Source organism: Nonomuraea diastatica (assembly GCF_004349015.1).
Lineage (GTDB): Bacteria > Actinomycetota > Actinomycetes > Streptosporangiales > Streptosporangiaceae > Nonomuraea > Nonomuraea diastatica.
In genome coordinates this window covers 1-4,878 of record NZ_SMKP01000338.1, presented here as the reverse complement: position 1 = coordinate 4,878, position 4,878 = coordinate 1, and the positions used below count along the sequence as shown (strand labels likewise).

Below are 4,878 nucleotides of genomic sequence, written 5' to 3'. Positions count from 1 at the left end.
TGACGAACATGTCATCAGACCGTAGCAGTGTGTGTGCGCGTCGTGATGGGGTTATCGGCAAAGTCGTGTCACTAGGGCTTTCCGCCGCTTCCACCAGGCCAGACCGCGCTGACCTGCGGGTTCAGGCCCGAACATGCCCTGAATCATGAATTAGCTGCGGAACGCGGGTTGAAGACGACCATCCAGCCGCCAGGGTCTACGCTGTGGCTCGCGGCCACCGCACGATCATTGGTTGTTCTCACAAACTCCGAATGATCACGCGGTGGCCGTCGCCATGTGACCCAACGCCTCAAGATCGCAAAGTGTCACTGGAGTACTAGGAGTTTCTCCGAGGTGATGGGCAGGCTGCGTATCCGTTTGCCTGTTGCGTGATAGACGGCGTTGGCGACGGATGCGCAGATGCCGACCGCGGAGATTTCGCCGAGTCCGCGGGCGCCGACCGGGTTGGCGTCGGTGTCCGGGTCGCCGACGAAGATGACGTCGATGTCGCCGATATCGGCGTTCACCGGGACGTGGTAGTCGGTGAGCGCCGGGTCCAGGAAACGGCCGGAGACCGGGTCGGGGCGTTGGTTCTCCATGAGCGCGGCGCCGAGTCGCATGATGATACCGCCCTGGGCCTGGTTGCGCGCCGTACGCTCGTTGAGCACCCGGCCGATCGAGAAGGCCGCGACGTGCCGCACAACCCGCACTCTTGGCAGGGTGCGGTCGATTCGTACCTCGGTGAAGTGGGCGCCGAAAGTGCCCATCGCGTGCTTGCCGTTCTCCCCGACCGGCTGGAAATCGCCCTCGCCGCGCAGATTCGTGACCCGGTTGCGGCGTAGCAGGTCGTGGAAGGGTTCTCCGCGATCATCCGCGTACAGCCCGCCCCGCCGTACGGTCACCTTCGCCGGGTCGGCCCGGTGGAGCGGTGAGCGGCGGTCGCCGACGGCCAGCTCGATCGCGCCGCTGATCGCGTCCCGGGCGGCGAGGAGCACGGCGGAGCCGGTGCTGCCGGAGATGCGGGAGCCGTGTGTGGGGGCGGAGACAGGCAGGGCGGTGTCGCCGTGCCGGATGCCCACCCGGTCGGTGGGCAGGCTCAGGGCTTCGGCGGCGATCTGGGTGAGTGTGGTGAGGCTGCCGCCGCCGATCTCGACGGTGCTTGTCCTGATGATCGCGGTGCCCTCGTCGGTGAGGTCGACCGTGGCTCTGGCTCGGCGTTGGTGTTCCATCCGGTGGCCGCCGGCCATGCCGTACCCGATGAGGTCGTCGCCGTCGCGCATGGACCTCGGCTCGGGGTTCCTGCGTTTCCAGCCGAAGCGGTCGGCTGCGCGTTCGTAGCAGGCCAGGAGCTGTTTGTCGGTGTACGGCTTCCCGGTGAAGGGGTCGTGGTCGGCATGGTTGCGCCTGCGCAGTTCGACCGGGTCGAGATCGAGCTCGTAGGCCAGTTCGTCCAGGGCGCTCTCCAGCGCGAACGCGCCGGCGCTGTCGCCGGGGGTGCGCATCTGTCCGCCGGTGCCGGTGTTGACCCTGGCCACGCGCATCCGCATTCTGGCGGTCGGCGCGGTGTAGGCCATCATGCTGATCATTGCCGCGGTCTCCGGGCGGTGATCGAACGGGGAGGTGGCGTTCACGCTGTCGTGGATGATCGCTTGCAGGCGGCCGGCTGCCGTGGCGCCGAGCTGGACGCGCTGGATCGTCGGCGCCATGTGGCCGGTCCCGGTGAACACCTGTTTGCGGGTGATGGTCACCCGTACCGGCCGCCGTACGGCACGGGCGGCCAGCGGGGCGAGGAAGACGTGTGGCCAGACCCACGACTTGTTGCCGAATCCGCCGCCGACGAAGGAGCAGATCATGCGGACGTTGTCCTCCGGGATACCGAAGGCGGTGGCGATCAACGGGCGGTGTTCGTGGACGGTCTGGGTGGAGTCGTAGAGGGTGAGCCGGTCGCCCGTCCAGGAAGCCAGCGTGGAGGAGGGTTCGATCGGCGCGTGGCTCAGCGTCGCCGTACGGTATTCGCCCTCTACCCGGACCTGGGCGGCGGCCAGTGCACGATCGGCGTCGCCTCGCTGGTATTCCAGGGGAAACGCGGCGGCGTGGCCGGTGCGGGGCGGCACGAATGCCTCGGGCAGCGCCGCGTCCAGCGAAGGCACCGGGCTGCGCCGCTCATAGTCGACTCGCAGCAGGCTCGCCGCATGGTCGGCCTGGGCCTGAGTCTCGGCCACCACCATGGCGATGTACTGCCCGGCATAGTGGATCTCGTTGTCGATCAGGGGCAGGCGCGACTCGGCCAGGTAGGGCACCGGGGGCGTGCCGGCGTACTTGGCACGGGTGATCACTGCCAGCACGCCCGGCGCGGAACGGGCCTGACGCGCGTCGATACGCTTGATGCGGCCGGCTGAGATTGTGCTGCCGGCCAGCGCGGCGTAAGCGGTGCCTGGGACCCGGACGTCGTCGGTGTACGTGGCCGCGCCGGTGACCTTTTCCCGGGCCTCCACCCTGCTGATCGTCATGCCTGCTCCAGATCGGTGAGTGCGGTGCGGACGACTCGTTTGACCAGCTCGACCTTGTGCTTGTTGTGGCGGAGGGGACGAGCGCCGTCGGCGGCCGCCTCTCCGGCGGCGGTGATCGTCTCCTCGGTCAGCCGGTTGCCGGTCAACGCCTGCTCGGCCGCTGTCGAACGCCACGGCTTGGCCGCCACGCCGCCGAGCGCGACCCGGGCAGTACGGACCACGCCGTCGCGCACTTCGATCGCGACCGCCGCGGAGACCAGCGCGAAGGCGTAGGAGGTTCGCTCACGGAACTTCACGTAGCGGGACGTGGCCGCGTGATCAGACGCGGGCAGTTCGATCCCGGTGATGAGCTCTCCAGGACGTAGTTCGCTGGCGACGTGCGGGGTGGTGCCGGGCAGCCGGAAGAACGCGTCGACCGGGATCCGGCGCCGCCCGGCGGTACTTTGGGCGAGCACCACGGCCTCCAGCGCCTGCAGTGCCACCGACAGGTCGGAGGGGTGGACCGCGACGCACTGGTTGCTCGCCCCGAAGATGGCGTGCCGGCTGCTGTCTCCCTGGATCGCCGCACAGCCCGAGCCGGGGGAGCGGCGGTTGCAGGCGAACTCCGGCAACCGGTAGTAGGTGCACCTTGTCTGCTGGAGTACGTTGCCGCCGAACGTCGCCCGGTTGCGGATCTGTGGCGAGGCCCCGGAACGGAGTGCCTCCGCCAGCACGGGATACGCGCGGCGCAACCTGGTGTCAGCCACAGCGTTCCTGACCAACGCGCCGATCCTGACGCCGCCGCCGGGCAGCCAGTGGATCTCGTCCAGGCCGAGCCCGTTGAGGTCCACCAGATGGGAGGTGGCCCTGATGCCGTCCCGCAGCAAGGTCACCAGATCGGTGCTGCCCGCGACGGGGATCGCCTGTCTGTCTCGGCCGAGGATCCGGAGCGCCTCGTCGATTCCGCGCGGCCGGGAGAAGGAGAGCAGGTCCACGGTCACACCCCCGCTGCCGACTCGACGGCGTCCACGATGTTGGAATAGGCGGCGCAGCGGCACAGATTGCCGCTCATCCCTTCTTTGATCTCCTCTCGAGACGGGCTCGGGTTCTCCGCGAGGAGCCCGACTGCCGAGGTGACCTGCCCGGAGGTGCAGAATCCGCACTGGAAGCCGTCGTGCTCGATGAAGGCCCGCTGCACGGGATGCAGTTCGTCGCCGTCGGCCAGGCCTTCGACCGTGGTGATATCGGTGCCGTCGAACATCGCGGCGAACGTCAGGCAGGACAGGATGCGCTGTCCTTCGAGGAGGACGGTGCAGGCGCCGCACGCGCCCTGGTTGCATCCCTTCTTCGGCCCGGTCAGGCCGAGTTCGCCGCGGAGCGCGTCAAGCAGGCTGACCCGCGGATCGACCCGGACCGTACGGCGCCGCTCGTTGACGGTCAACGTGATCGACATGGCGTCCGGTGGTGCCGAGACCGTCGCCGTGACACCGGCAGTTGGAGGCTGCGGTCCGCCGAGCGCCGCGAGCCCCGCCCCGGCGGTGAGGCCCCTCGACAGGAACGCTCGTCGGCTGGGTCCGTCGTCCATACGATGAATCCCCTTCAGATGATCCTGGCTGTCCGCGATCCATCGAATCAGTCCACGTATAAAAAACGGAGAAAAGCTGGATTTTGGCCGGCCCGTTCGTGCTCGTGGCCTGTCTTCGATTTTCGGGGATTCGGGTGCTCGTTCAGGTGCGCCTCGACCTGTTCTTCGAGGGAGTTGATCTGCTCGTTCAGCGCGATCAGGACGGCGACCGCGGCGCGGACTGTGGAGGCGTAGGCGGCCGTGAGGATTTCCAACCCGAAGCCGCGGGTCGCGGGCATGGCGTGCGGTAAATCTTGATCGTCAAGTAGAAGAGCCCCTGGTAGAAGGGTTGTCGACCAGGATCAACCGTCGGACCAGAGGCTCCGAGTTGCTCTTCTAGCGTGCCGCGCTGTCGTTGTCATCTCAGACCCTGTCCTACCTGTCCGGCGTTTGCGCCGGCATCGCAAGGCGATCAGCTCGCCGTGGCGGCGCCTCAGCTCTGGCCAGCAGGCAATGCTCGTCCTGGTCCATCTACGCAAGGGCGAGACGCTCACCGAGGTCGCCGCCGGTTTCGGTGTCGGTGTGGGCCCCGCGTTCCGCAGCTAATTCATGATCCAGGGCATGTTCGGGCCTGAACCCGCAGGTCAGCGCGGTCTGGCCTGGTGGAAGCGGCGGAAAGCCCTAGTGACACGACTTTGCCGATAACCCCATCACGACGTGCACACACACTGCTACGGTCTGATGACATGTTCGTCAGGACAGCGACCCGGAAGAACAAAAACGGCACCACGGTGCGATACCTCCAACTCGCCCACAACGAGTGGGATCCCATCGCCAAAGCCGCCA

The 4,878-nt window shown here is 67.6% G+C and carries 5 protein-coding genes; 1 reads left to right on the top strand and 4 read right to left on the bottom strand.

The features are described 5' to 3' along the window. Positions 1–305: 305 nt before the first annotated feature. Genes E1294_RS51040 through E1294_RS51025 form a run of 4 tightly spaced genes read right to left on the bottom strand, consistent with a single transcriptional unit; the run spans position 306 to position 4,331 of the window. Entirely contained in the window at positions 306–2,489 is a 2,184-nt protein-coding gene (locus tag E1294_RS51040) for a xanthine dehydrogenase family protein molybdopterin-binding subunit (protein ID WP_132520306.1), read from the bottom strand. Beyond that, complete coding sequence (locus tag E1294_RS51035) at positions 2,486–3,463, bottom strand: FAD binding domain-containing protein (protein ID WP_132520303.1); 978 nt, start codon at positions 3,461–3,463, stop codon at positions 2,486–2,488. The genes E1294_RS51040 and E1294_RS51035 overlap by 4 nt, the downstream gene beginning before the upstream one ends. Positions 3,464–3,465: 2 nt before the next feature. After that, positions 3,466–4,053, bottom strand: coding sequence for a (2Fe-2S)-binding protein (locus E1294_RS51030; RefSeq protein ID WP_132520300.1), 588 nt, complete (start codon positions 4,051–4,053; stop codon positions 3,466–3,468). 47 nt (positions 4,054–4,100) lie between these two features. Beyond that, positions 4,101–4,331: a hypothetical protein gene (locus tag E1294_RS51025; RefSeq protein ID WP_132520297.1), complete on the bottom strand. Its 231-nt coding sequence runs from the start codon at positions 4,329–4,331 to the stop codon at positions 4,101–4,103. Between the two features lie 214 nt (positions 4,332–4,545). Between E1294_RS51025 and E1294_RS58730 the strand changes: the two genes are divergently transcribed. Beyond that, positions 4,546–4,638 (top strand): helix-turn-helix domain-containing protein, encoded by a 93-nt coding sequence (locus E1294_RS58730; protein ID WP_132520294.1) that lies wholly within the window; start codon positions 4,546–4,548, stop codon positions 4,636–4,638. Positions 4,639–4,878: the final 240 nt, after the last annotated feature.